Below are 25485 nucleotides of genomic sequence, written 5' to 3'. Positions count from 1 at the left end.
CACTTCGTACTTCGTGCTTCGTGCGCGCTTCGTACGTCGCGTACGTCGCAGGCAAGGTGCTTCGCGTAATGACGGTCGGGCGGTCGGGCGCGGGGTGGTGCTACTCGCCGGCGAACCACCGGACGGGGCGGGGGGCGAGGTTCTGGTAGACGTGCTTGGTCTCGCGGTACTCGGCGAGGCCGGCCGGTCCGAGCTCGCGCCCGACGCCCGACTTGCCGAAGCCGCCCCATTCCGCCTGCGGCAGGTAGGGGTGGAAGTCGTTGATCCATACGGTCCCGTGGCGCAGCCGCCCGGCGACGCGGCGGGCACGGCCGGCGTCGGCGGTCCATACACCGCCGGCGAGGCCGTACTCGGTGTCGTTGGCGAGGGCGACCGCCTCGTCCTCGGTGCGGAAGGTCTCGACGGTGAGGACCGGTCCGAACACCTCCTCACGCACGACGCGCATCTCGCGGTGGCACCCGTCGAGCACGGTCGGCTCGTAGAAGTATCCCTCGGCGGGCCGTACTTCGGAGGGTTCGGGACGCTTGCCGCCGGAACGCAGCACGGCGCCCTCGGCGAGCGCGGAGGCCACGTAGTCCTCGGTCTTGGCGAGTTGGGCGGCGGAGACGAGGGGGCCGCACTCGACGCCGTCCTCGGTGCCGCGGCCGAGCTTGATCTTCGCCGCGCGGCGGGAGAGTTCGGTGACGAAGCGGTCGCGGACCGACTCCTCGACGATGAGCCGGCCGCCGGCCGAGCAGACCTGGCCGCTGTGGATGAACGCCGCGTTCAGCGCCTGGTCGACGGCGGTGTCGAAGTCCTCGTCGGTGAGGCAGGCATCGGCGAAGACCACGTTGGGGTTCTTGCCGCCGAGTTCGAGGGCGACCTTCTTGACGCTCACGGCCGCGGCCTGGGCGACCTTGGTGCCGCTGACCAGTCCACCGGTGAAGGAGATCAGGTCGACGTCGGGATGGTCGGCGAAGCGGGCGCCGACGGTGTCGCCGGGGCCGGTCACGATGTTCGCGACGCCTGCCGGCAGGCCCGCCTCCACCAGGAGTTCGACGAGCGCGACGGTGGTGAGCGGGGTGACCTCGCTGGGCTTGATCACGAAGGTGTTGCCGGCCGCGAGAGCCGGGGCGACCTTCCAACTCGCCTGCAGGAGCGGGTAGTTCCAGGGCGTGATCATCGCGCAGACGCCGACCGGCTCGTGCACGACGACGCTGTGCACGGTGTCGGTGCCGGCGTCGACGACCCGGCCCGCGCCCTCACCGACGACGAGGTCGGCGAAGTAACGGAAGGCGTCGGCGACGCAGTCGACGTCGACGCGGCCCTCCTCGAGGGTCTTGCCGGCGTCCTGGCTCTCCAGGAGGCCGATCTTCTCGCGGTCGCGGACCAGGAGGTCGGCGACCCGGCGCAGCAGAGCGGCGCGCTCGGCGACGGGGGTGGCCGGCCAGTCCCCGCGGTCGAATGCGGCGCGGGCTGCGGCGATCGCGTCGTCCGCGTCCTGCATCCCGCCCTCGGCCACCACGGCGAACGGCTTGGCGTCCGCCGGGTCGAGGATCTCTCGCGTGGCCCCGGAGGCGGCAGTTCGCCACTCTCCGTCCACGTGGATGGTGTGTTGTGCGGACACTTCGCGTTACGCCTTCCGTTTACCGATTTGTTCACAGCGAGTCACTGCTGCGGTCGGATGCCCCCTGCCCGGGGGGTCGGAAAGCATGCCAGTTCCCTGTTCGAAAGTGCTGCTCATCACTCCGGGTGCAGGCGAAAGATCCGAAACGTACCCTTGTGCGAGCTATGACAGGCCGAGAGGTGACGCCATGTCCAGGAGCAAGCGAGCCAGTTTCGGTGCCGTGACGGCCACGCTCTGTGCAGGCGCCCTCCTCGGCGGCCTCACCGGCTGCGTGGCGGACGGCGCCAGCGCCGCCGACGGCGGCACCGCGGACCTGGACGCGGCGGAGATCTCCGACCGTGCGAGGAAGGCGCTGACCGGCGCGGATTCCGTCCACCTCACCCTGGAGGAGAAGGGCACGGACGCCGACGCGGACGACCGGAGTCCGCGCGCCATGGACCTCACTCTGGACCGGGACGGAAACTGTGCCGGATCGGCTGAAATGGGCGGCGACGCGGGCTCGTTCGAGATCGTCAAACAGGGCGAAAAGGTGTGGCTGAAACCCGACGCCCCATTCTGGAAAGCGCAGACCAAGGGCGCGGACGGCTCGGCGGCCGCGGAACTCTTCAAGAACCGCTGGATCTCCGGCACCACCGAGGACCCCGTCCTCGAGGGCCTCTCCGACGTCTGCGACCTGGGCGAACTCCAGGACCGGGCGGTCACCGGCGACTCGGACGCCTCCGGCGGCGCGAAGGATCTGGCCAAGGGCGACGTCGGCACGGTGGACGGCGAGAAGGCCATCCCCCTCACCAGCACCGAGCACGGCCGGGACAAGACGCTGTACGTGGCGACCGAGGGCAAGCCGTACCCGCTGAAGGCCACCGAGCAGGGCGACGGCACGGACCGCACCATCACCTTCACCGGCTACGACGAACCGGTCCCGACGAAGACCCCCGCCCCGGCCGACACCGTCGACATCGCGAAACTACGGCGCCACCTGCAGCGCACCTGATCACCCCGCCGGTGGGTCCGATCAGGTGTCGAGCTCGTCCACCGGCTCGTCGGCGACGCTCAGCCCCGCCACCCACAGCGGCATGAGCCAGTGCGCGACGAGGACGAGCCCGAGGGCGGGCAGCAGGAGCACCCCGGCGTCCACGTCACCGAACCGTGTCGCCGCTGCGGCCGCGACGAAGGCCGCACCGGCCACCGCGGTGCTCAGCCGGTGGGCGCGGGCCATCGCCCGGTCCCGCTCGGCGAGTTGACGCTCGTCGAGGGCCCGCGCACGCAGTTCGAGCAGGCCCCGGGTGGCCGAGTTGATCATGCCGGTAGCCACACACCAGGGCACCAGCAGGACCAGCAGCGCCACCAGGACCCACCGCGACTCCATGGCCATCGACACGACGAACGCACCGGCCATCGCCGCGGTCAGGACCAGATGAGCGATGACGACCGCGCGGCGCCGGGCGGCCGAGCCGTGCACCGACGCCATCTCGTTCCGGTTCATCAGTGCGTACATGCGGCGGTCGTACGCCGTCATGCCGCCGGCGGCCCGCCCCTGCGCCGCCGCCGCGGCCGCCACCGGGCCCTGATTCCGCTTGGTCATGACTTCCTCCCGTAGACCTCGTCCGTGAGCGGCCGGAACGGCTCGAGGGAGAACAGCGCCTCCACCGGCAGACCGAAGAACTCCGCGACCTTGAGCGCCAGATCGAGGCTGGGGTTGTACTGCCCCCGCTCGATGTAGCCGATGGTCTGGTAGTGGACTCCCACCGCCTCGGCCAGCTGCTGACGGGTCACGCCTCTCTCGGCCCGCACCACCGACATCCTGTTGTGCACTTGCTCGCCCATGTATAAGAAGTACTACATTGCCTCGCAGATACACAACACCTCGTCCGCGGATACGCACGGACGCCCCGTGACGGCGCACGCCCGTCACCCACCGGAAAACACGACACCCCCGGCAGCCGAAACGGCTGCCGGGGGTGTGTGACGGAGAGGTCAGAGGAGGCCGAGGCCTCGGACCGCGTCGCGCTCCTCGGAGAGCTCCTTGACGGAGGCGTCGATGCGGGTGCGGGAGAAGTCGTTGATCTCCAGGCCCTGGACGATCTCGTACCGGCCGCCCTCGGTGGTGACGGGGAACGAGGAGATCAGGCCCTCGGGGACACCGTACGAACCGTCCGACGGGATACCCATCGAGGTCCAGTCGCCGTCGGCGGTGCCGTTGACCCAGGTGTGGACGTGGTCGATCGCGGCGTTCGCGGCGGAGGCGGCGGAGGAGGCGCCACGGGCCTCGATGATGGCCGCACCGCGCTTGGCGACGGTCGGGATGAAGGTGTCGCCCAGCCACTGCTCGTCGTTCACGACCTCGGCGGCGTTCTTGCCGGCGATCTCCGCGTGGAAGATGTCGGGGTACTGGGTCGCCGAGTGGTTGCCCCAGATGGTGAGCCGCTTGATGTCGGAGACCGTGGAGCCGGTCTTCTTCGCGAGCTGGGTGAGCGCGCGGTTGTGGTCGAGGCGGGTCATCGCGGTGAAGCGCTCGGCCGGTACGTCCGGGGCGGCGGCCTGCGCGATGAGCGCGTTGGTGTTGGCCGGGTTGCCGACGACGAGGACCTTGATGTCGTCCGCGGCGTGGTCGTTGATGGCCTTGCCCTGCGGCTTGAAGATGCCGCCGTTCGCCTCGAGCAGGTCGCCGCGCTCCATGCCCTTGGTACGGGGGCGGGCGCCGACGAGCAGCGCGACGTTGGCGCCGTCGAAGGCGACGTTCGGGTCGTCCGAGATCTCGATGCCCTGCAGCAGCGGGAAGGCGCAGTCGTCGAGCTCCATGGCGGTGCCCTCGGCCGCACCGAGCGCCGGGGTGATCTCGAGGAGACGAAGCTTGACCGGCACATCGGGGCCGAGCAGGTGACCGGACGCGATGCGGAAGAGCAGCGCGTATCCGATCTGCCCGGCCGCGCCGGTGACGGTGACATTCACGGGAGTGCGGGTCATGGCGATCTCCGTTAAGACAGCTGGCGGGTGAGGGGTCCCTGCGACGCCGCGGATGATCGATCTCTTGACGTCAAGGGAGATCCTGGGCTCAGGCTACCGGGTCCTCGGGCCGGACCGGGGGTGGGGTCTTTTCCCGGCCCCTGCCCTGGGTGACCTTTGTCTTTGTCCTCAAACGCCGGACGGGCTCAAAGGATGTCCTCAATCGCCGGACGGGCTGAGAAATACGCCGGACGGGCTTTCATGAAGCCCGTCCGGCGATTGAGGACAAGCGAGAGCCCGTCCGGCGATTGAGGACAGGGGAAAGCCCGTCCGGCGATTGAGGACAGGGGAAGCCCGTCCGGCGGTTGAGGACAGAAGACCCGTGCCCCGACTGGGAAGTCAGGACGTGCAGCCCTCCGTGCCGATCTTCAGCGTCGCGCACGCCTTCGCCGCGGACGCCTTCGAGACCGCCACCATCGGTGTGTAGACGTCCCCGTCCTTGACCGTCGCGCTCTGCTCGTCGCCCTTCGCACCGGCCGGCGCGATCGCGACCTCGTCACCGACCGCGGCCTGCTTGATACGTGCCCACGCCGCACCGCACGTCTTGCTGTAGCGGACCTCGACGAGGGCCGTGCCGACCGTGACCTCGTTCGTGGTTTTCGCGTACTCGCCGCTGCAGCCCATCGCCTCGGGGTCCTCGCCCGTGCAGTCGTCGCCGCTGCACTCGACGCCGACGGGCAGGTCCGCCTCGTTCGTCGTCGGCGAAGGCGTCGGCGCCTGGGCCGCCTGGTCGTCACCGCCGCCGCCGATGTCCGTGAGGAAGAACGCCGCCGCGATCACGACCACCGCGCCGACCACGCCCGCGAGGAACATCGTCAGCTTGCGCCGTGGCCGCTTGCCCTGCACAGGCGGCCCGTCCGCCGGCCGCGGCGGACCGGGCGGCTGCCCCGCGGGCCCGGGCGGCGCCGCAACGGCCCCCCGACCGCCGCCCTGCGCACCCGCACCGGCAGACCCCGCCCCGGCCCGAGGCCCGGGAGCCCCGGCAGCGGCCGGCCTGCGCGTGCCCTTGGCCGGCGTCATCCCCAGCTCACCGAGCGCCGCGCGCGCCTGCGAGATGCGGATGGCCTCCATGGTCATGTCGTGGCGCATCTCGGAGCGGCTCCACGCGCGCTCCGCGAGCTCCCACATCGTCGTGAGGTGCAGCGGATTGGTGCCCGTGACCTCGGCGAGCGCCACGATGGCGCCCTTCGGGGCCAGCAGGCGGCCGTTCAGATACCGCTCCCACGACGTCTTGCTGTACCCGGTGCGGTCCGACACCGCCGCGATACTCAGGCCACTGCGGTCCACGAGCCGCCGCAGCTGACTCGCGAACTCGCGTACCTGCGGATCGAGTTCCTCCGGTAGTGCCTTCCAGCGAGGCATTCCTTCCCCCTTGTCCCCCCGTGCGTGCCTGACGACCCCCGCGCGTGATGCCCTGTGCCCCCGGCCCCGTCGCGCGGGCCGGAGGTACCTCCCACGACTACCCACAGGGATGCGTGGACCAAGGATCTCAGTTCCCGTTCAGGGGGTGCACAGCAGCATTCGGATCACCGGCGCGCTCCGTCGCGCGCCGTGCGGTCCGTGTATCAGTGTCCCATTGTCATACGGGTTGGCGGTACGGAACCCCATTCGGCTCCCGAGTCCGGCCCGATCGGACCCCGACGAGGCGAAAGCGCCCGTGACCTCGCCTCCCGGAATGTTCGCGCCCTCGTTGCAAGGACGGGACTCGATGGCGGAATGGTCACCTCCGCGCCACAACGGAACGACCGCCCTTGAACCGCCGTGATCCGAACCGCGAGTGTGGAGCACGAGCGGGACGCCCCGGCGGCCCGCGGCGCAACGGACGGTGCCCGTCCTTCCTCGGGGGAGGGGACGGTCACCGTCCGTCTACGCGCGTTCCCTCGGCCGGGGACGAGAAGCGGCGACAAGCACCCCGCCTCAGCCGATGACGAACGGCAGCCTCCCGGCCAGGTCACCGAGTGCGGCCCGCTCGGCCGGAGTCGGCGCCCGCCGGCCGGTCCCGACGAGGAGCGCCTGCGTATCACTGAAGGAGTCGGGGAACGCGGCCGCGGCGATCTCCTCGAGCATCGCCCTCGACCTGGCCAGGCCCTCGGCGGGCGGCGCACCGACTCCCGCCGGGCGCGGATCCGGGAGATACGCGACCAGGTCCAGATGGTGCAGCGTCCACTCCAGGACGTACGCGTCGAGATAGTCGCCGACGGTGAGCACCTCGTCCTGGGTGCCGACCCGGGCGCCGGGATCGGCCAGGCCCGCGGCACGGCCGGCCGCCGAACCCACGTCGTCCAGATGGAACTTGAGCAGATGCGGCTCCTGGTACGCCGCGGCGAGGCGGACGATCAGGGCGTCCAGCGGGTCGTCGCCGGCCGGCGGCTGGTCCGAGACCTTCCAGTAGGTGACCGCGTCGACGGTCGGGGCGGTGTCGGCGGGCGTGGCGAGCGTGATCAGGACGTCCTGCGCGTCGATCACCAGATGGCAGACGAGATCGCGGACGAGCCAGCCGGCGCAGCCGGAGGCCAGCTCGAAGTCGGAGTCGGGGAGTTCGGCGACGGCGGCGCGCAGGGCACCCCAGGAGCGTTCGAAGAGGTCCACGGCGGCAACCTAGTGCCGCCACGGAAACCCGGACAACCGCAGACCCGGACATGCCGGCCGACAAGCCCGCCCGCGGTCAGCTGCTGATGGTGAAGTGCAGGATGTCGTCGAGGAAGGGGATCTGCAGCGTCGCATTGGGCTGCGCCATCAGCGCCAGCAGCGTGATCGCCGCGCCCATCACCCCGTACGTCACCATGTCCGTGAACCGTGAGCGGACCGCGAGCATGCCGACCGACGGCAGCACCCGCCGCATGACCGCCCCGGTGAGGAGCGCGACACCGATCAGGATCGTGCCGACCCGGAAGAGTCCGGTGGCGGTGAGCAGCAGTCCGAGTCCGGCGAGGCCGAGGACCGTGATCATCGGCCACTGACGTGCCGGGGCGGGCGCGTCGCCCGACGCCGCACGCCCACCGCCCTCGGGGCGCGCCGTGTCACGGGTGATACGCGGGAAACGCCGGCTCTTGCGGCGCGGTCCCGCGGGACCGGGGGCACTGACGACCCCGACGGTCCCCTCCCCCGCGTCGGTCGCGGTGGCTCCACCTGCTTCACCGGCCTCGGCGGCCGACGCGGCCGTGGCGCCCCCGGACTCGGACCCGGCAGCTTCCCGTTCCGCCCGTGCCTCGGCCCCTTCCGGGTCCGGCCCTCGGGCGTCCCGCTGCTCCGCGTCCATCTCCGTACCGCCTCCGTCCCGCTCCGCGCTCGTCACCGCTCCGCCTCCACCGACCGTGCCGGTACGCGCGTTCAGGCCTTGCCCGCCGCGCGTTCGGCCGCCTCGACCACGTTGAACAGGAGCTGGGCGCGGGTCATCGGACCGACACCGCCCGGGTTCGGCGAGAGCCAGCCCGCGACCTCGGCGACGCCGGGGTGCACATCGCCGACGATCTTGCCGTTCTCGTCGCGGCTGACGCCGACGTCGAGCACGGCCGCGCCGGGCCGGATGTCCTCGGGCTTGATCAGGTGCGGGGACCCGGCGGCGGCGACGACGATGTCCGCCTGCCTGAGCTGCGCGGACAGGTCACGGGTGCCGGTGTGGCACTGCGTCACCGTGGCGTTCTCCGACTTACGGGTGAGCAGCAGCGGCAGCGAGCGGCCGATGGTGACACCGCGTCCGACGACCACCACGTGCGCGCCGTTGATCTCGACACCGAACCGGCGCAGGAGCTGGATCACGCCGTACGGGGTGCAGGGCAGCGGGGCCGGCTCGTTGAGCACGAGGCGGCCGAGGTTCATCGGGTGCAGGCCGTCCGCGTCCTTGTCCGGGTCCATCAGCTCGAGGATCCGGTTCTCGTCGATGCCCTTGGGCAGCGGCAACTGGACGATGTAGCCGGTGCAGTCCGGGTCGTCGTTCAGCTCCCGTACGACCGCCTCGATCTCGTCCTGCGTGGCCGTCGCCGGCAGTTCGCGCTGGATGGAGGCGATGCCGACCTGGGCGCAGTCGCGGTGCTTGCCGGCCACGTACTTCTGGCTGCCGGGGTCCTCACCGACCAGCACGGTGCCGAGTCCTGGCGTGAATCCCCGCGCCTTGAGTGCGGTCACACGCTCTGCGAGATCGGCCTTGATCGCGGCCGCGGTCGCCTTGCCATCGAGAATCTGGGCGCTCATGACCCCCATCTTCGCGGAAGACCCCTCCGATGCTCCAATTAGGTCGACACCCGGGCTCCGGCCGAAGGCCGAAACCGTGATCGACGATGTTGCACTTGCACAACTCATGTCGAATGCGGCTGGACAAAGGTGTCGCCCCTTTAGAACGATGAGTCGCACAGTGTCGCGGGCAGTGCCGGGGGGACGGACCGCTGAACGCCAACCCTCCTCCTCCGTGCGTACCGCGCGTCCCCGCACGATCCCGACGGAGGAACACCGCCATGAGTTACGGCGACCCGAACAACCCCTACGGGCAGCCTCCCCAGCAGCCCCCCGGCGGCCAGCCCGGCTACGGCTACCCGCAGCAGGCGCCCCCGCCCCAGGGCCAGCCCTACGGCTACCCGCCGCAGCAGCAGGGCTACCCCGGATACCCGGGCTACCCGGGCGGTCCCGGCGGCAACATGATGCAGCAGTCGATGCCGGGGCTTTTGATGACGGCGAGGGTCTTCCTCTTCCTGATCTCGGCCGTCCAGATCATCGGCGCCCTCGGCATGGCGTACCTCGCCGCCTTCGCCAGCGACATCTCCAGCAGCTCCGACGACCTCGACGTCCCCGGGCTCAGTGACGGTGCCGACTTCGCGTCGGGCGTGGCCATCATCTTCGCGCTGGTCTTCGCCGGCCTCGCGACCCTGTCGATCCTGCTGGGCGTGAAGTTCAGCAACGGCGGCCAGGGCATCCGGGTCACCACGATCGTCTACGGCGCGATCGGCACTCTGTTCGGCCTGCTCAGCCTGGTCAGTGCCCTGGACGTGGGTAGCGCCAGCGGGATCATCTTCCCGATCCTGTGGCTGGTGTTCGCCGTGATCATCACCCTGGCGCCGGCGGTCTCGTCCGGCGGAGCCTGGTTCTCCCGCCCCCGCTACTGACGCGACGGGATTCATACCGGCAGCGGGTATTTCGGCCTGCGCCGAAACACGCCACAGGGCCGTACCACTCTTGGGTCAAGAGGGGTACGGCCCTGGCATTTCCCCCTACTCTGGCCCACGTCAGGTCGATTGGGGGACGACTATGCACAGCATCATCGTGGTACCACCGAACTGCACCGGACCGGACGACCAGGTCCGTCTCGCGCCCGGCGACGTACTCGCCTTCGGACGCACCCCGGGGGAACGCGGCGCAGCAGAGCACCGCGCGGGGGAACGCAGTCGGCATCTCACCATCCGGCACGACGGAGTGTCCCGTGCGGCGGGGCAGATCGCCGCGCACGGGGCGTTCTGGATACTGAGCAACCTCAGCCGCAGCCAGACCTATGTGGTGGAGAACCCGGAGGGGGCCGGCGAGCACATCAAGGTCGGTCCGGGGCGGCTGGACGCTCCCGTGCCGTTCGAGTTCTCCCGGGTGGTCATGCCCGCCGCGGGTGAACTGCTCGACTTCCAGGTCTGGGCGCCACGGCACGACTATCTCAGCGGGGCCGAGTGCGGGCCCGAAGGGACCGCCACCGCACCGGCGTTCGCGCTCGACCGCACCAAGCGGTACTTCGCGGTGCTCGCCGCGCTGTGCGAGCCGCGGCTGCGCGGTGAGCCGCATGCGCCGCCGCCCACCGTCGAGCAGGTCGTCGAGCGCCTCGCGCCCGGCTGGCCGGCGGCGAGCCGGGCGGCCGTGCAGTGGAACATCGACTATCTGGCGGTGAAGCTCCGCCTCAAGCCGGCGCCCGAACAGTGCGATTCGGGGCCGCGGCTCAACGGCAAGAAGGAGTCGCTCGTCTCGCTCGCGCTGCGCTTCGACCTCGTGTGCGAGGACGACCTCGTGGTGCTCACCGCACAGCCACGGCACAGCGAGGCCATGCGGTGAGCGCGCCGCCCTACGCCGTCACGGTGCCGCGGGGCTACCGGGTCGGCGGCTGGGAGGTGCGCGCGCCGCTGGCCCTGGGGGCGTTCGGCAGCGTGTACGCGGCGCGTCCGGTCCCCGGGGCCGGTGCGCCGGGCACCAGGGCCGCCCTGAAGTTCCTCGCCACCGGCGGTGGCCGTGTCCACCTGCGGGAACTCGCCGCGCGAGAGGTCGAGTTGCTCAGCCGGGTCCGCGCGCCGCGGCTGATCCGGATGTACGAGACGCTGACCGTCGACGATCCGGGGCGGCCCGCCCTGGACGGCGCCACGGTCCTCGTACTCGAGGAGGCGGCCTGCTCGCTCGAGGCACAGCTCGCCGAGAGGCAGCGCCCGCCGGACGGGCCGGAGTTGTTGCGCCAGGTCTGCGAGGGGCTGCTGCAGCTGCATACGGCGGGCTGGGTGCACAGCGATCTCAAACCGGCCAACGTCCTGTTGATGGACGACGGTTCGGCCCGTCTGGCGGACTTCAACATGGCGGCGGAGCTGGAGGGCGCGCACGCGTACACCCCCGCCTTCTCCACCCCGGACTACACACCGCCCGAACTGCACTGGCCCGAGGTGGGCGAACGCGGGGTACAGATCCGGCCGACCGCGGACATCTGGGCGTTCGGGGTGCTCGCCCATCTCGTGCTCACCGGCTCCCTGCCGCTGCCGGGCGGTACGGCGACGGCCCGTCGGGACGCGGCGCTGCGCTACGCCCGCGGCACCGAGGAGCTGCGGCTCTCGCCCCAACTGCCGCACCCCTGGCGGGGGATCGTCGCGGACTGTCTGACCCGTACGCACGAGGAGCGTGCGGTTCACGAGCCGGCCGCACTGCTGGCCCGGATGACGGACACCGGACGCCGCCCTCGGTGGTCACGTCGGCTGCCCCGCGCATGGCGCCCGCCCGGCATCCGGCGGGTACGAGTCGGCTGCGTCCCCTAGGGCGGCGTGTCGGGAAAGTCGTGTGCGGTGCTCGCGGTGTCCGGTGCGTGCTCTCGGTGCGCCGGCCGGAAGTCCTCGTACTGGACGTACTCGGGCTTTCGGGCGGTGCTGGCGGCTGGACCGGTCACCCATCCCGGCCTCGCCCAAGTGCTGGTAGCGCCCGGCCCAGCGGGCCGCAGTGGTGTGGCTGACCTGGAACCGTTCCGCAGCTCGGCGCAGCGGCCAGCCGTCCTCCACCACACGACGGGCCAGACGCAGTCTCCCGGTCGGCGTCAGCGGGGCATTACGGTGGACCACGAGGGCCTCCTGAGGCTCGGCGTAGATGTCGCAATCCACACCGAACCCAGAAGGCCCTCACCCATGCAAGACCACCCCGCTGTCACCAACGTCCCGGGACAGCACACCTAGGCCCCCGTCCAGGATCTTCCGGACGTGCCCTAGGACAACTGAGGTTCCGCGGCGGCGTGTTCGCCCCGACACTGATGCCCGTACCGCCGTGGGGGACGGTACGGGCATCACGTGGGGGGCGTACCACCATGCGGCGATCACGGGCTTGGGTCTGCCTGCTTCTCGGGGCGGTCCTGGTGGGCGGCGCCACGGCCTGCACCGGAGGCGGCGCGGACGGGTCCGGGGAGCGGGCGGAGGGCTCGCGGCGGACGGTGGCGGCGGAGTCCTGCATGGAGCGGTACGGCCATCCCAATCCGGCCGCACCCGGATACGTGGCCGGGCTGACCCGCGACGGCCGCGCCCGCTATCAACAGGCCGCGGCCGACTGCCGCGGCGGCCGGAAACTGTCTGCGGCGGAGCTGCGTGAGATCGGCCGGGCGGAACAGACACTCGTCGGACGCTGCATGCGCCGCGCCGGATTCGCCTACTGGGCACCGCCGGCACCCTCGGCCGCCGAACTGAGGAAGTTCCCCCACGTACTCGACGACGTGAACTGGGCCGAGGCGCACGGCTACGGCCGCGATCTGGAGCGCAGGCGGTCGGCGTCCCGCGACGACAATCCGAACACCCGTTACGCCGACGCCCTGCCCTCCACCCGCGAACGGGCCTACGACCGCGCCCTGAACGGCGACCGCGACCGCACCGTCACGGTCACCGCCCCGAACGGGGACAGGGTGGTCCGCCGCACCACTGGCTGCCGCGCCGCCGCTCGGGGAGGGCTCTACGGAGATGTCGCGGCGTGGACCCGTGTCACCGCCGTACTCGAGCATCTGCCGGACACCTCGAAGGCGGTGACCGACTCCGCCGCCTATCGGCGGGATGTGCGCGCCTGGTCCGTCTGCATGCGCGAGGACGCGGGCTATGCCTTCAACACCCCGCGGCAGGCCCGGGATTCACTGGAATCCGGCGCCGCGTCCCGCGCGGACGAGACCCGCCTCGCCATCGCCGAGGCCCGCTGCGCCCGCAGTTCCGGCCTCGCCCGCACGGTCGCCGGACTCGAGCGGCAGGCCCTCGAACAGTCCCGGCTGCCGTACCAGGACACCCTCAAGACCCGCACCCGGCTGCAGCTCGCGGCCCTCGACCGGGCTCGCGCGGTCAACGACGGAGGCGGACAGGGCGTACCCACCGGACGGGACGCACGGGCGAGCCGCGACTGACGACCCGGAACGCACCGGAGCGCCCCACCGGTACGGGTGGAGCGCTCCGGATCCGCAGCCGGGCCGACTCGGCCCATCCATCGGCGAGTCGGCCAACTCGCCCACCAGCCGGCCGACTTACCCGCCGATCAGTGGAAGAAGTGCCGCGTGCCGGTGAGGTACATCGTCACTCCGGCCTTCTTCGCCGCCTCCACGACCTGCTCGTCGCGGACCGAACCGCCCGGCTGCACCACGGCCTTGACCCCGGCCGCGGTCAGGATCTCCAGACCGTCGGGGAACGGGAAGAACGCGTCGGACGCCGCGAACGAGCCCTCGGCGCGCTCCGCTCCCGCGCGCTCCACAGCCAGCTTCGCCGAGTCCACGCGGTTGACCTGGCCCATGCCGACGCCGACCGAGGCGCCGTCCTTGGCGAGCAGGATGGCGTTCGACTTCACCGCACGGCAGGCCTTCCAGGCGAACGCAAGCGAGGCGAGGTCCGCACCGGAGAGCGGCTCACCCGTGGCGAGCGTCCAGTTGGCCGGGTCGTCGCCCTCGGCCTGGAAGACGTCCGAGACCTGGGCGAGCCCGCCGCCGTCGATCGGCTTGAACTCGGCGGGCGCGGACGGCGCCTCGGGGCAGCGCAGGACGCGGATGTTCTTCTTGCGGGCGAGGGCCTCGACGGCGCCGTCCTCGAAGTCCGGAGCGACGACGACCTCGGTGAAGATCTCGGCGACCTGCTCGGCCATCTCCTTCGACACCGGGCGGTTCACCGCGATCACGCCGCCGTACGCGGACAGCGGGTCGCAGGCGTGCGCCTTGCGGTGTGCCTCGGCCACGTCCGAACCGACCGCGATACCGCAGGGGTTGGCGTGCTTGATGATCGCCACACAGGGCTCGGACTGGTCGTACGCGGCACGGCGCGCGGCGTCCGTGTCGGTGTAGTTGTTGTACGACATCTCCTTGCCGTGCAGCTGCTCGGCGTTGGCCAGGCCGCCGCAGCCGCCGGTGTAGAGCGCCGCGGGCTGGTGCGGGTTCTCGCCGTAGCGCAGCACGTTCTTGCGCTCGTAGACGACGCCGAGGAACGACGGGAACGTCTCGCCCTCGCCGGCGTAGTCGGCGGCGAACCAGGAGGCGACGGCCACGTCGTACTCGGCGGTGTGCCGGAACGCCTCCGCGGCCAGGCCCTTGCGGGCGGTCAGGTCGAAGCCGCCGTCGCGCACGGCCGCGAGGACGTCCGCGTACCGCTCGGGGCTGGTGACGACCGAGACCGACGGGTGGTTCTTGGCGGCGGCGCGGACCATCGACGGGCCGCCGATGTCGATCTGCTCGACGCACGCGTCGTCGGACGCGCCCGAGTCGACGGTCTCCTGGAAGGGGTAGAGGTTCACCACGACCAGGTCGAAGGGCTCCACACCGAGCTCGGCGAGCTGCGAGCGGTGGGTCTCGAGGCGGCGGTCGGCGAGGATGCCGGCGTGCACGCGCGGGTGCAGCGTCTTGACCCGGCCGTCCAGGCACTCGGGGAAGCCGGTGAGCTCCTCGACTCCGGTGACCGGCACCCCGGCCGCGGCGATCTTCGATGCGGTCGAACCGGTCGAGACGAGCTCGACGCCCGCCTCGTGCAGCCCGCGGGCCAGGTCCTCGAGGCCGGTCTTGTCGTAGACGCTGACCAGGGCCCGGCGGATCGGAAGCTTGTTCTGCGTGGTGGCCTGTGCGGCGGTCGTACCTTCGGCGGTCACGGGATTGACACCTTTCGTCCCTCAATGCGGTAGCCGTGCCGGGCCAGACGCCCCACGACCTCGACGAGCAGCCTTCGCTCGACTTCCTTGATGCGCTCGTGGAGAGCGGCTTCGTCGTCCTGATCCCGGATCTCCACCACGCCCTGCGCGATGATCGGCCCGGTGTCCACCCCGTCGTCGACGAAATGGACGGTGCACCCGGTGATCTTCGCGCCGTACGCGAGCGCTTCGCGTACGCCGTGGGCACCGGGAAAACTCGGCAGCAGGGCGGGATGCGTGTTCACGAACCGCCCGCCGTGGACGGCGAGGAACTCCTTGCCGACGATCTTCATGAACCCGGCCGACACGACCAGGTCCGGCTCGTACGCCGCGGTCGCCTCGGTGAGGGCCAGGTCCCACGCCGCACGCGTCGGATAGTCCTTCACCCGCTGGACGAAGGTGGGGATGCCGGCCTGCTCGGCCCGCTCGAGACCCTCGATCCCGTCCCGGTCCGCGCCGACGGCGACGATCTCGGCGCCGTACTGTCCGACGCCTTCGCGCGCGATGTGGTCCAGGAGGGCCTGCAGGTTCGTGCCCGATCCCGAGACTAGGACGACGAGGCGTTTCGGCACTGGAGGGGAGGCCACGGCAGGGCCCTTTCATGGATCGTTCGCGGTCGCTCGTGCGCGGCACGCTGTCGTCGTTGGCGGCCGGCCGGACCGCCGACCACGCGCACCCGTGCCACCGTTCCCACAGGGGCTCGACTCACCGGCGCTTGTGCGGTCGTACGAATGCTTCGCGTCTCCCGATACGGGGAACTCTACGAAGCGCCCGACCGTCAGCAACGATACCGGCACTCGCGGCGGCCCCCACGGGACGGGGCCCCGGCCGGAAGGTAGCGTCAGGGGAGAATGCGCCACCCCGGGCCCAACTCCTCGGCAGCACAAGCCCTCGGCGCCCCGCAGCACCCGCCGACCTCGACCGCCCGCACCGACGGCCACCGCCGCTCTCAACCAGGGGAAGACACACAGCCGATGCCGGACCGACTGCCCTCACCCTCGTCCTCCGAGCAGGACCCGACCTCCGAGGGGAAGCGAGGAGACGAGGACAACCCGTTCGCGCCGCCTCCCGAGGGTGCGCCCGACCAGCCGTGGCAGCCCCGCCGGCCCGAGGGCGAGCGGCCGGAGGGCGAGCAGGAGGGCGGCGGCCGCGGCCGGTGGAGCAGCAATCAGCCCGGGCGTTCGTTCGGCGGCTTCGGCCAGCGGCCCGGGCAGAACGGCGGCTCGGACGGCCAGGGCGGCCCGGGGCAGGGCGGCGGTATGCGCTGGGACCCGACCGATCCCGCACAGCGTCGCGCCCGCTTCGCGCTGCTCGCCGGCATGTGGGCCTTCTTCTTCGCCCTCTTCAACTGGCCCTACGTCGCCCTGCTGCTCGGCGCCCTCGCCCTGAACTGGGGCATCAGCGCCCTGCGCGCCAAGAAGAAGGACGGCGAGGCGGCGGGCGCCACGGTCGCGGAGGTGTCCGAAGGGGCGCCGACCCCTGCCGCGTCCGGGACGCAGCCGTCGGGCCGGCCGCAGACGACGGCCGCGGTCAGCGGGCTCGTCACCGCGGGGCTCGCGCTCGCCATCGTCGCGGCCACGTTCACCGCGCAGCTCGTCTACCGCGACTACTACACCTGCGTGAACGACGCGCTGACCCAGTCGTCGAAGCAGACCTGCGAGGAGCACCTGCCCAAGCAGCTGCGGCCGTTGCTGGGCGAGCCGGAGGATTAGGCGGCCGCTGCGGGCCAGGCCTAGGGCGTGTCCGTCCCCCGGCGCAGCAGTCCCCGCTCCATCGCCACCACCACCGCGCGGGTGCGGTCCGCCACGTCCAGCTTCGCGAAGATCCGCAGCAGATGGGTCTTCACAGTGGCTTCGCCGATGAACAGGCGCGCCCCGATCTCCGCGTTGGACAGGCCGTCGGCCACCGCGCGCAGTACCTCCTCCTCGCGGGTCGTCAGCGCGGCCGGGGCCGGCCGGCGCATCCGGGCCACCAGGCGCTGGGCGACCCGGGGAGCGAGGACGGTCTCGCCGCGGGAGGCGGCATGGATCGCCTCGACCAGGCGCTCGCGGGTGGCGTCCTTCAGCAGATAGCCGGTGGCGCCCGCCTCCACCGCCCGCTCGATCTCGGCGTCGGTGTCGTACGTGGTGAGGATCAGGACCCGGGTCCCGGGATGGGAGGCGACGATCGCCTCCGTGGTGCCCACGCCGTCGAGCACCGGCATCCGCAGGTCGAGCAGAGCCACGTCCGGCCGGAGGTCCGCCACCAGGGAGAGCGCCGCACGCCCGTCGCCGGCCTCGCCGACGATCTCGATGGACGGCTCGGCGGAGAGCAGGGCCACCAGACCCGCGCGCATGACGGTGTGGTCGTCCGCCAGGACGATGCGGAGTCTGTCGTTCGGGGCCATCTCACTCCTGCGCGTTCGTGGGGATGGCGACGAGGACGCGTGTGCCGTCGCCCGGGGAGCTGGTGACGTCGAGCGCGCCGCCCAGTTCGGCGACCCGGCCACGCATCCCGTTCAGACCGAAGCCGCTCGATGAGCCGGTGTCGAAGCCGCGGCCGTCGTCGGTGATCTCCAGCTCGACGCCGTCCGGCGTCCGGGCCAGGACCACACCGACCGTGCCGGCGGCGGCGTGCTTGCGGACGTTGGCCAGGGACTCCTGGGTGCAGCGCAGCAGGGCGATCCGGGTGGGCCGGTCGCAGTCCCGGTCGACGTCCGGCAGTTCGGCCGTCACCGTGATGCCGGTGTCCTCGGTGAATCGGTCGAGGGTGCGGCGGATCGTGGCGGCGACGGAACCGGTGGCCACGCTGCTGCTCGGCGCGGCACCGACCAGGACGCGGGCCTCGGTGAGGTTCTCCCGGGCGGTCTGCTCGATGGACTGCAGCTGTCGGGCGCTCAGTTCGACATCGCGGTCGAGGCCGGAACGGGCCGCCTCCGCGAGCACGATGATGGAGGCGAAGCCCTGCGCGAGGGTGTCGTGGATGTCCCGGGCCATCCGCTCCCGCTCCTCGGCCGCACCCTGCCGCTTCTGCGCCTCGGCCAACTCGGCTTCCGTATCGGCGAGTCGGGTACGGAGCCGGCCGCGCTCGTCGCGGATCTCCAGGGCCCGCGGGGTGAGCGTGGCGATCGCCACGCTCACCCCGCAGACGGCGAGGGACGACAGGGTGTTCGCCGTGATGTCGGCATCGGTCCAGCCCTCCCTGCTGAGGCCGCCGACGGTGATGGCCACCGCGCCGAGGCCGCTGCCGACCACGGCCGAGCGCACCCCGCTCGCGAAGACGACGAACTGCGGTAGCGCGAGGGCGTACAGGACCCCGAAACCGTCCCGCAGACCGGCGAGGGCTCCGAGGACGACGACGAGCAGCGCCAGGTAGCCATGGCCGATCCGCTCCGCGTCGGGGCGGCGGCGGGCGTAGGCGTAGGCGGTGGCGAGGACGGCGAGCAGCGCGAGCGATCCGTACTTCTGCGGGGGCGGTGTGCTCCCGAGCAGGGTGATCAGTGCGAGCAGGCCGATGACCGTCCAGGAGAGCACCACCCAGCCGTGGAGCATCCAGAACCAGAACGGGTCGCCGCGCTGCGGCCGCTGCAACATGTCGTTCAGCCTACGATCCCGAGCGCGTCCCTCTCCGGGGCTGTGGACAACGGTGCCCGGGCCCGCCGGGACGGCCACCAGGCCCGGTCGCCCAGGAGTGTGAGCACCGACGGCAGGATGAGCATCCGGACCACCACGGCGTCCAGGAGCACCGCCACGGCCAGGCAGAAGCCCATCTGCTTCATCTCGGTCAGGTGCAGGGCCACGAAGCCGCCGAACACGGTGACCATCACCACGGCCGCACTGGTGACGACCTTCGCGGACCGGCCGATGCCCTCGATGACCGCGTCCCGCGAGGACAGCCCGCGCAGTCGCGCCTCGCGGATCCGGCTGAGTACGAACACCTGGTAGTCCATCGACAGGCCGAACAGGATCACGAAGAGGAAGAGCGGAACCCGGGAGGCGATCGCGCCCATCGAGTCGAAGTCGAGCAGTCCCTCGGCCCAGGTTCCCTGGAAGACCGCGACCATCAGGCCGAGCGCGGCGGCGGCGGAGAGCAGGTTGAGGAGGACACCGATCAGAGCGATGACGACGGAACGGAACGCGAGCACCGTCACCACGAAGGTCACCAGGAGCAGCATGCCGACGACCAGCGGCAGCTTCTGCTGCTCGTGGTGCACATAGTCCTGACTGCGGGCCACGTCGCCGGCGACCGCGGTCTCGACGCCGTCGAGCCGCCCGGCCGTGGCGGGCAGATGGTCCTGGCGCAGGTGGTCGAGCGACCGGATCGCCGCACCGGACGGAGCGGGATGCGGAACGGCGAGTTCGAGGACGCTGATCCTGCGGTCGGGCGAAGTACGCAGTACGGGCTCGGGGTTCTCGGCGAACAGCGGGTCCCGGCGGGCCCGTTCGCCGAGTTCCCCGAGTGCCTCGCGGACCTCGTCCGCCTGGTCGGGTGTGCTGCGGGCCACCACCTCGTGCTTGACGAGGAGTTCGGGGAACTCCCCGGTCAGCCGGTCGTGGACCTGCATCGCCGGAATGTCACGGGAGAAGGTGTCACGGCCCGGGTCGACGAGCTTCAGGCCGAGCATCGGAAGCGCGAGGGCGAGCATGACGAGGACGGCCACGCACAGGGTCGGCACGGGCCGGTTCCGCGAGAGCCGCAGCACAGCGGTGAAGATCCGCCCGGTTTCCGGCCGCTCCGCACGGGCGGGCCTGCCCCGCCGGGAGCCCTTGGCCGTACGGCGCTCCATGCGCCGTCCCAGCATGACCAGGAGCGCGGGCAACGCGGTCAGGGAACTCGCCACGGCGACCGCCACGACCAGGATGGTGCCGGTGGCGAGCGAGGAGAAGATGACGTCGGTGGCCAGGTAGAGGGTGGCGGTGGAGGCGATGACCGCGAGCCCGGACACCACGATCGCCCGGCCGGCGGTCGAGGCGGCCAGGTCCACCAGGGCCTCGCAGGAGAGGCGGCCGCCGGCCCGCGCCCGTTCCTCCCGTTCCCGCTCGAGATAGAACAGCGTGTAGTCGACGCCGACGGCCAGGCCGATCAGCAGGATCAGATTGGTGCCGATGCCGGCGTCGGGGATGAGGTGCGAGGCCAGCATGTTCAGGCCCATCGCCGACGCGATGGAGGTCAGGGCGAGCAGCAGCGGCACCCCGGCCATCGTCACCGAGCCGAAGACGACGAGCAGCGTGACGAGGGTGACCGGCAGCGAGATCCGCTCGGAGAGGGCCAGGTCCTCGCCGCGTTGATCGTTCACGCCCTTGCTGATGGCCGGGGAACCCGTCTCCTCGATGACCAGATCCGGGTGCGCGGACCGGATCGCGTCGGTCTCGGCCAGGAGTGCCGGGACGCGCTCCTTGCCCTCCAGTTCCGGGCCGCGCAGGGTGACCGCCACCCGCAGGGTGTCGCCGTCCTTCGAGGCCACGGGGTCGGCCACGCGGGCGACTTCGGGGAGCCGGGACATGCGGTCGGTGACGTCCTGAACCGCTGCCCCGGCCGCGCGCCGGTCGAGCGGTCCGTCCTCGGCGCGGATCGTGATGTGTTCGACGGGCTTGCGCTGCAGGCCGCCTTCGGTCGCCAGCTGCTCCGCCCGGCCGGCCTCGCCCACCCAGTAGTCCTCGGTGGTCGCCTGGTGACTGCCGGCGGCGATGCCGGCCCCCAGGCAGAGCACGACGAACACGAGCCAGCCGGCGAGCGCCCGCCACGGGTTCCGGGCGCTCCAACGGGCCAGGCGATCAGAGGTTGTTGTCATACCCGAGATGCTGGCCGCCGGGCCTCGGCCCCCGACAGCGTCGGCCGGTGGGACCGGGGGTCCACCGGCCGGTGGACCCCGCGCCTGGGGCAGGCCCGAACGTCGCCGCGGTACGGCCTGGTCGCGGGGCCTTCAGGGGCGGTCGGCGGGTTCGCCGTCCGTACCGGCCGTGGCCGAGGTGGTCGGGTCGGCCTCGGGTGGGAGAGGGGTGGGGGCGGGGCTTGCCGGGGCGGTGGCGAGCGGGTCGCGGGTGGGGGCGTCCGGGGGCAGGAAGTCGTAGGGCTCGAAGGTGTCCGCGGGCGGGAGGTGCCGGGAGGCGCTGCGGCGGAAGGGCCACCAGCGGCGCGGGGCGCCGGTAGTCGCCGTCTCTGCCGCCTCGGCCGGAACTTCCTCGTTCGCCGTCGTGGTCGCCGCTGCCGTCGTGGGCGCCGCCGACGGTCCGTCCGTCGTGGGTGTGGACCGGCGTGGACGTCGCGACGGCAGGTGGAGGGCGGTGCGGAGTCGGGAGTGCCAGGCCGGCGCGGGCTCGGGCGCAGACGGAGCGGGGAGGGCGTCCACGGCCGGGGGGCTCGTGGACTCCGGGTCGCGTGGCGTTCGGGTGCCGCGGATCCGGGCGATCCAGGTGCGGGAGGCGCCGAGGGCCGAGCGGGCGGCGGCCGGCACCGCGGCCACCGGTGAACCGGCCGTGGAATCGGCGGGGCCGGCCTCCGTGGGGTTCGCGCCCGTCGAGGCACCGGCGGCCGCCGCCTCGCGGCGCAGGCGCCACTTCAGTCTCGCTACGTGCAGGCCGCGCAGGCCGAGCGCGCCCGGCACCCCGGTCACCGCCGTCCACGTGAACGCCGCGATTCCGGTCTGCCACCAGACCGGCCCGAAGTCGGCCAGCGCCGCCGAGCCGAGCGGCCCGCCCGCGACCTCCCCGAGCAGCGCGCACACCAGGCCGCACAGCAACGCCCCCGCGCCCGCCACCAGCGCCGTCGCCCGCACGGACCACGGCCCCTCGCCGCCCGAGTCGCCCCCGCCGTGCGCCTCTTCGGCGGTTTTTGGCCCACCCGTCCCCTTCGCCGCCCGCGCCGTGAACCAGGCGAGGGTGAGCCCCGCGGTCAACGGCACGGCGCACGTCGCCCAGAACAGCGCCGCACCTTGCGAACCGGGTACCGCCGTAAGCAGCGGGAACGACGGCAGCAGCGTGTCCGGAGCCGCCGCCAGCGGCCCCACCGAACGACCGACGCCAAGGCTGAAGCCCGGACCCAGCGCGTAAGCGGCGCCCCACACCGCGGCGTTGGGAACCAGCGCCAGGGCGAGCAGCAGTACCGCGAACCGGCCCGACCACACCCCCGACAGCCCACCGAAGCTCTCCTGGAGCGCCGCCGCATTCCGTACCAGCGACACCGCCACGAGCAGCGCCCCGCCCGCGACGAGGACGAGCGCCGCCGCGAGCCCTGCCCGCACCCCGGCCTCACCCCACTCCCGTACCGCCGCACCGCGTGGGCCGCTCCCCCACGGCAGCGGCCCGCGCGGACGCCCGTACGCCGACCACACGCCGGCAGCCGCGCTCACCACGGTCAGTACGGACACATGGAGCGCGGCGCTCCATGGTTCGGCGGGCAGCGGCCCACCGGCCGCGAAGAGCATCACCGCGCCGGCCACGAGCACGTACCCGCCGGCCACGCCCCAGAGCGCCGACCGCACCTCCCCCGCGGTGTCGACCGCGTCCCGGGCCGCCCGGTACAGGGGCCACACCACCAGCGGTACGAGCAGCAGCGGTGTCAGACCGAGCGGCGCGGGCACGCCGGAGAGGGTGTCCGGCCGGACGAGGTCCGCGCCGTGCGCGAGCAGCCAGAGCCCGGCCGCCGAACGCAACGCGTCCCCGGGGCCGCTGTCCGCATAGGGCGAACTGATCCAGAGGGCGATCACGATGACCGCGAGCGAGCCGAGTCCGAGGCTGGCGGCGATCGTCCCGGCGTAGACGCAGCGCGCGATGGCCGAAGCCCGTCGCCGCGCCGCGAGCGCGGCGAAGACGGTGGTGGACGCGATGACGGGGGCGGGTGCTCCGGGTGGCCGGACGCGTTCGTTCCGGCCACCCGCGCCCGTACCCCGTACGGGCGCGGAACCGCGGGCGGATCCCTGGGCGGAGCTGCGGTCCTGGCCCCGGCGGGCGGCGCGATCGGTCGTGTTCCTCACGGCCGCCATGCTCCCAACGACACGCGTCTTGTCCGCGTAACAGGCGAATGCCGGAAGTGTCGCTCAAGATACGTTTATGTACTTTTTCGGACGGCGGTCGGCCCCGTATGCCGTCCGACGCCGTGCCGCATGCCCTTCCACGGAATCCGCTTCTACGGCCCTTGGTGTGGAGAGTCCGACATGACGCAGAGCCCCGCCACCCCGCTGCCGTCCCCGAAAGAACGCCGCAAGCTGCGGGAGGCCAGGTCGCTGACCCAGGCCGAGATCGCGGCGGCGGTCGGCGTCAGCCGGTCGACGGTCCGCTCCTGGGAGTCGGGCCGCACCAGCCCCCGCGGCGACAAACGGGAGGCGTACGCCGCGCTCCTGACGGACGCAGCGTCCACCCCCGCGCGCGAGCACGACCCTGCGGACACCCCGGCGCACGCCCCCGAGCCACCGACTCCGGTCTCGCACCCGGTGACCGGCGGACGGCCCGAGCGTCCGCAGCCGTCCAAGGTGTCCCCGCCGCGGACCCGTCCCAAGACCCCGGTCAAGCGCGCGGCCAAGCCTCCGGCCGCCGCCCGGCACACTCCCGAGCATCAGCCGTCGCCCGTCACGGCCGCCGCGCGGGACGACCGCGGAAGCCGACAGCACCGGCGGGGCCGCCGGCCGTCCTGGGCGAAGCAGGAGGACCTGCCGTCCGGCCCCCCGACCACCGGCTCCGGCATCGACGACCTCATCGGCACCGCCCCCTCCCCGCCCCCCGGCACCGCGACGGCCCTGCTCGAGGACGAGCCGAGGGCCGCCGAGGAGACCGACGGGCTCACCCCGGTCCAGGCCTTCGACGCGCTGTACGCCTTCGCCGCCCCCGCTCTCGTACGGCAGACGTATCTGCTGACCGGGCGGCGGGAGCTGGCCAAGGAGGCGGTGGAGCGGGCGTTCCAACTCGCGTGGGAGCGGTGGCCCGAGGTCGCCGTCGACCGCGACCCGGCCGGCTGGGTGCGGGCCGCCGCCTACGAGTACGCCCTCTCGCCCTGGCACCGGCTGCGCCGCCGCACCCGGCAGGCCGACGTGCCACCCGCCGAGCCCGAGGACCGCAAACTCCTCGACACCCTGCTGAGCCTGCCGGTCCCGTACCGCAGGACACTGGTCCTCTACGACGGCGTCGGGCTCGACCTGCCGGAGACGGCAGCCGAGACGGAGGCCTCCACCCCGGCCGCGGCCAGCCGGATCCTGCACGCCCGCGAGGCCGTCGCCGAACGCCTGCCGGAACTGTCCGACCCCGACGAACTGCAGCGACGCCTGGACGCCCTGTCCCGCGCGGAGAAGCTGTCCACGTCCACGGTCGGTTCGGTCCGCGAAGGGAGCGAGCACCGGGCGCGCTTCTGGACCCGGGCGGCCATCGCGTTCACGGCACTGATCATCGGGGCGTCCGCGCTGTCGCTCGCCACCTCGGCCCGGCACTACGAGCCGCCCCAGTCGCCGGGTGAGTCGGTGTCGGGCGTACCGCCGCGGATGGGACCCGAGCCGCTGACGAAGCAGGACAAGTCGCTGCGCAAGAAGCTCGAGGCCGAACCGGGCCACGGACCGGAACGCATCAAGCCGCAGCCGAACTGACCGCGCAACGCGCCCCCGGGGCCGGACACGCACGAGGGCCCGCACTCCCTGTCGACAGGGAGTGCGGGCCCTCGTGCGAAGGACCCGAGAAGGTCAGCCGGCGAGGATCGCCCGCGCCAGCTCGGCCGTCTCGGTCGGCGTCTTGCCGACCTTGACGCCCGCGGCCTCGAGGGCCTCCTTCTTCGCCTGGGCGGTGCCGGAGGAGCCGGAGACGATGGCGCCCGCGTGGCCCATGGTCTTGCCCTCGGGGGCGGTGAAGCCCGCGACGTAACCGACGACCGGCTTGCTGACGTTGGCCTTGATGAAGTCGGCAGCACGCTCCTCGGCGTCGCCGCCGATCTCGCCGATCATCACGATCAGGTCGGTCTCGGGGTCGGCCTCGAACGCCTCGAGGGCGTCGATGTGCGTGGTGCCGATGACCGGGTCGCCACCGATGCCGACGGCCGAGCTGAAGCCGATGTCACGCAGTTCGTACATCATCTGGTACGTCAGCGTGCCGGACTTCGAGACCAGGCCGATGCGGCCGGGCTTGGTGATGTCGCCCGGGATGATGCCGGCGTTGGACTGGCCCGGCGTGATGAGGCCGGGGCAGTTCGGGCCGACGATCCGCGTCTTGTTGCCCTTCGACTTGGCGTACGCCCAGAAGGCGGCCGAGTCGTGGACCGCGATGCCCTCGGTGATGACGACCGCGAGCGGGATCTCGGCGTCGATCGCCTCGACGACGGCGGCCTTCGAGAAGGCCGGCGGCACGAAGAGGACGGACACGTCGGCGCCGGTCTTCTCGATGGCCTCGGCGACCGTGCCGAAGACCGGGACGGACGTGCCGTCGAAGTCGACCTCGGTGCCGGCCTTGCGCGGGTTCACGCCGCCGACGATGTTGGTGCCGTCACCGAGCATGAGCTTGGTGTGCTTCATGCCCGTGGCGCCGGTCATGCCCTGGACGATGACCTTGCTGTCCTTGTTGAGGAAGATAGCCATGGCTTACTGAGTC

The 25485-nt window shown here is 72.1% G+C and carries 21 protein-coding genes and 2 pseudogenes; 7 read left to right on the top strand and 16 right to left on the bottom strand.

Features of this window, described 5'->3' with window-relative positions:
- Positions 1-100: 100 nt before the first annotated feature.
- The gene (locus DSC45_RS01595) at positions 101-1606 is read right to left on the bottom strand and encodes an aldehyde dehydrogenase family protein (protein WP_119286299.1); all 1506 of its coding nucleotides are present in this window, start codon (positions 1604-1606) and stop codon (positions 101-103) included.
- Positions 1607-1793: 187 nt separating this feature from the next.
- On the opposite strand from DSC45_RS01595, the gene DSC45_RS01590 reads away from it, so the two are divergent.
- Positions 1794-2597 carry a LolA-like protein gene (locus tag DSC45_RS01590; RefSeq protein WP_162929084.1) on the top strand — a complete coding sequence of 268 codons (804 nt, stop codon included), beginning with the start codon at positions 1794-1796 and terminating at the stop codon, positions 2595-2597.
- Between the two features lie 21 nt (positions 2598-2618).
- Here DSC45_RS01590 and DSC45_RS01585 read toward each other — a convergent pair whose 3' ends face one another.
- From DSC45_RS01585 to DSC45_RS01555, 7 genes are all read right to left on the bottom strand, one after another.
- Positions 2619-3188 (bottom strand): hypothetical protein, encoded by a 570-nt coding sequence (locus DSC45_RS01585; protein ID WP_240434314.1) that lies wholly within the window; start codon positions 3186-3188, stop codon positions 2619-2621.
- Entirely contained in the window at positions 3185-3430 is a 246-nt protein-coding gene (locus DSC45_RS01580) for a helix-turn-helix transcriptional regulator (protein WP_119286296.1), read from the bottom strand. The genes DSC45_RS01585 and DSC45_RS01580 overlap by 4 nt, the downstream gene beginning before the upstream one ends.
- A gap of 150 nt (positions 3431-3580) precedes the next feature.
- Positions 3581-4570 (bottom strand): malate dehydrogenase, encoded by a 990-nt coding sequence (locus tag DSC45_RS01575; RefSeq protein ID WP_119286294.1) that lies wholly within the window; start codon positions 4568-4570, stop codon positions 3581-3583.
- A gap of 378 nt (positions 4571-4948) precedes the next feature.
- Positions 4949-5971: a helix-turn-helix domain-containing protein gene (locus DSC45_RS01570; protein ID WP_119286293.1), complete on the bottom strand. Its 1023-nt coding sequence runs from the start codon at positions 5969-5971 to the stop codon at positions 4949-4951.
- A gap of 555 nt (positions 5972-6526) precedes the next feature.
- Entirely contained in the window at positions 6527-7198 is a 672-nt protein-coding gene (locus tag DSC45_RS01565; RefSeq protein WP_119286292.1) for a maleylpyruvate isomerase N-terminal domain-containing protein, read from the bottom strand.
- 76 nt (positions 7199-7274) lie between these two features.
- Entirely contained in the window at positions 7275-7904 is a 630-nt protein-coding gene (locus DSC45_RS01560; protein WP_240434312.1) for a DUF3017 domain-containing protein, read from the bottom strand.
- A gap of 35 nt (positions 7905-7939) precedes the next feature.
- Positions 7940-8800: a bifunctional methylenetetrahydrofolate dehydrogenase/methenyltetrahydrofolate cyclohydrolase gene (locus DSC45_RS01555; protein ID WP_119286291.1), complete on the bottom strand. Its 861-nt coding sequence runs from the start codon at positions 8798-8800 to the stop codon at positions 7940-7942.
- Between the two features lie 260 nt (positions 8801-9060).
- On the opposite strand from DSC45_RS01555, the gene DSC45_RS01550 reads away from it, so the two are divergent.
- From DSC45_RS01550 to DSC45_RS01540, 3 genes and pseudogenes are all read left to right on the top strand, one after another.
- Entirely contained in the window at positions 9061-9705 is a 645-nt protein-coding gene (locus DSC45_RS01550; RefSeq protein WP_119286290.1) for a hypothetical protein, read from the top strand.
- Between the two features lie 142 nt (positions 9706-9847).
- Entirely contained in the window at positions 9848-10630 is a 783-nt protein-coding gene (locus tag DSC45_RS01545) for an FHA domain-containing protein (protein WP_119286289.1), read from the top strand.
- Positions 10627-11496 (top strand): annotated as a pseudogene (locus tag DSC45_RS01540) (protein kinase); the annotation flags it as partial. The gene DSC45_RS01545 and the pseudogene DSC45_RS01540, both read left to right, overlap by 4 nt.
- A gap of 198 nt (positions 11497-11694) precedes the next feature.
- Here the strand turns inward: DSC45_RS01540 and DSC45_RS01535 are convergent.
- A pseudogene (locus DSC45_RS01535) lies at positions 11695-11886 on the bottom strand (leucine zipper domain-containing protein); the annotation flags it as partial.
- A 239-nt stretch (positions 11887-12125) separates the two neighbouring features.
- Between DSC45_RS01535 and DSC45_RS01530 the strand changes: the two are divergent.
- Positions 12126-13193, top strand: coding sequence for a hypothetical protein (locus tag DSC45_RS01530; RefSeq protein WP_162929083.1), 1068 nt, complete (start codon positions 12126-12128; stop codon positions 13191-13193).
- Positions 13194-13321: 128 nt separating this feature from the next.
- On the opposite strand, the gene purH is transcribed toward DSC45_RS01530, so the two are convergent.
- Entirely contained in the window at positions 13322-14908 is a 1587-nt protein-coding gene (gene purH / locus DSC45_RS01525) for a bifunctional phosphoribosylaminoimidazolecarboxamide formyltransferase/IMP cyclohydrolase (protein ID WP_119286286.1), read from the bottom strand.
- Positions 14905-15534: a phosphoribosylglycinamide formyltransferase gene (gene purN / locus DSC45_RS01520; protein WP_119286285.1), complete on the bottom strand. Its 630-nt coding sequence runs from the start codon at positions 15532-15534 to the stop codon at positions 14905-14907. The genes purH and purN overlap by 4 nt, the downstream gene beginning before the upstream one ends.
- A 387-nt stretch (positions 15535-15921) precedes the next feature.
- On the opposite strand from purN, the gene DSC45_RS01515 reads away from it, so the two are divergent.
- A complete protein-coding gene (locus tag DSC45_RS01515) occupies positions 15922-16659 on the top strand; it encodes a hypothetical protein (RefSeq protein WP_240434311.1) in 738 nt (245 codons plus the stop codon).
- A gap of 20 nt (positions 16660-16679) precedes the next feature.
- Here the strand turns inward: DSC45_RS01515 and DSC45_RS01510 are convergent, their stop codons facing one another.
- From DSC45_RS01510 to DSC45_RS01495, 4 genes are all read right to left on the bottom strand, one after another.
- Positions 16680-17333 carry a response regulator gene (locus DSC45_RS01510; protein ID WP_119286284.1) on the bottom strand — a complete coding sequence of 218 codons (654 nt, stop codon included), beginning with the start codon at positions 17331-17333 and terminating at the stop codon, positions 16680-16682.
- Between the two features lies 1 nt (position 17334).
- A complete protein-coding gene (locus DSC45_RS01505) occupies positions 17335-18519 on the bottom strand; it encodes a sensor histidine kinase (protein ID WP_119286283.1) in 1185 nt (394 codons plus the stop codon).
- A gap of 5 nt (positions 18520-18524) precedes the next feature.
- Positions 18525-20717: an MMPL family transporter gene (locus DSC45_RS01500; RefSeq protein ID WP_119286282.1), complete on the bottom strand. Its 2193-nt coding sequence runs from the start codon at positions 20715-20717 to the stop codon at positions 18525-18527.
- A 132-nt stretch (positions 20718-20849) separates the two neighbouring features.
- Positions 20850-22898 (bottom strand): cell division protein PerM, encoded by a 2049-nt coding sequence (locus tag DSC45_RS01495; protein ID WP_162929082.1) that lies wholly within the window; start codon positions 22896-22898, stop codon positions 20850-20852.
- Between the two features lie 180 nt (positions 22899-23078).
- On the opposite strand from DSC45_RS01495, the gene DSC45_RS01490 reads away from it, so the two are divergent.
- Complete coding sequence (locus DSC45_RS01490) at positions 23079-24494, top strand: helix-turn-helix domain-containing protein (protein WP_119286280.1); 1416 nt, start codon at positions 23079-23081, stop codon at positions 24492-24494.
- Positions 24495-24587: 93 nt separating this feature from the next.
- Here DSC45_RS01490 and sucD read toward each other — a convergent pair whose 3' ends face one another.
- On the bottom strand, positions 24588-25472 hold the full coding sequence (gene sucD, locus DSC45_RS01485) for a succinate--CoA ligase subunit alpha (RefSeq protein ID WP_119286279.1): 885 nt from the start codon (positions 25470-25472) through the stop codon (positions 24588-24590).
- Positions 25473-25485 lie beyond the last annotated feature (13 nt).

The sequence above is a fragment of the Streptomyces sp. YIM 130001 genome, assembly GCF_003574445.1.
Classification (GTDB): domain Bacteria; phylum Actinomycetota; class Actinomycetes; order Streptomycetales; family Streptomycetaceae; genus Streptomyces.
This window is presented reverse-complemented; position numbering and strand designations above follow the sequence as displayed.